The organism is Rhizobium ecuadorense, from assembly GCF_001187535.1.
Taxonomy (GTDB): Bacteria; Pseudomonadota; Alphaproteobacteria; order Rhizobiales; family Rhizobiaceae; genus Rhizobium; species Rhizobium ecuadorense.
Window position 1 is genome coordinate 1 of the sequence record NZ_LFIO01000627.1, and the last position, 320, is coordinate 320.

Annotated in this window: 1 pseudogene; it reads left to right on the forward strand. The window is 59.4% G+C overall.

Features of this window, described 5'->3' with window-relative positions:
* Window positions 1–178: pseudogene (locus AF337_RS46490) on the forward strand (KTSC domain-containing protein); the annotation flags it as partial.
* Window positions 179–320 lie beyond the last annotated feature (142 nt).

Below are 320 nucleotides of genomic sequence, written 5' to 3' on the forward strand. Positions count from 1 at the left end.
TTACAAATACTATATAGCGCCGTCTCGCGTATCACCGGGCCGTCGACAACCGGTCTCCGTGGCATCCTACGCAGTGAAGCTCGTCCTCCTCCTTGCCGCTTGCAGCTTGTTGCTGGCGACCAGCCTCGATCCGGACCATGGCGGGGTTTTCGAGGAAAGCGAACTCAGATCCAACTAGACGCGACTTTGCATAGGCAGAACGCCCCGGTTAACTTCAGGGCCTGCGACTAGTCGGCTGCTTCCGGCGTCGAAATTGTCGCTCCTGTTCTGAGAACGGTAGCGCCGGTTGTCCCGCTCGCGGTCGTTCCTCCCATCACGCT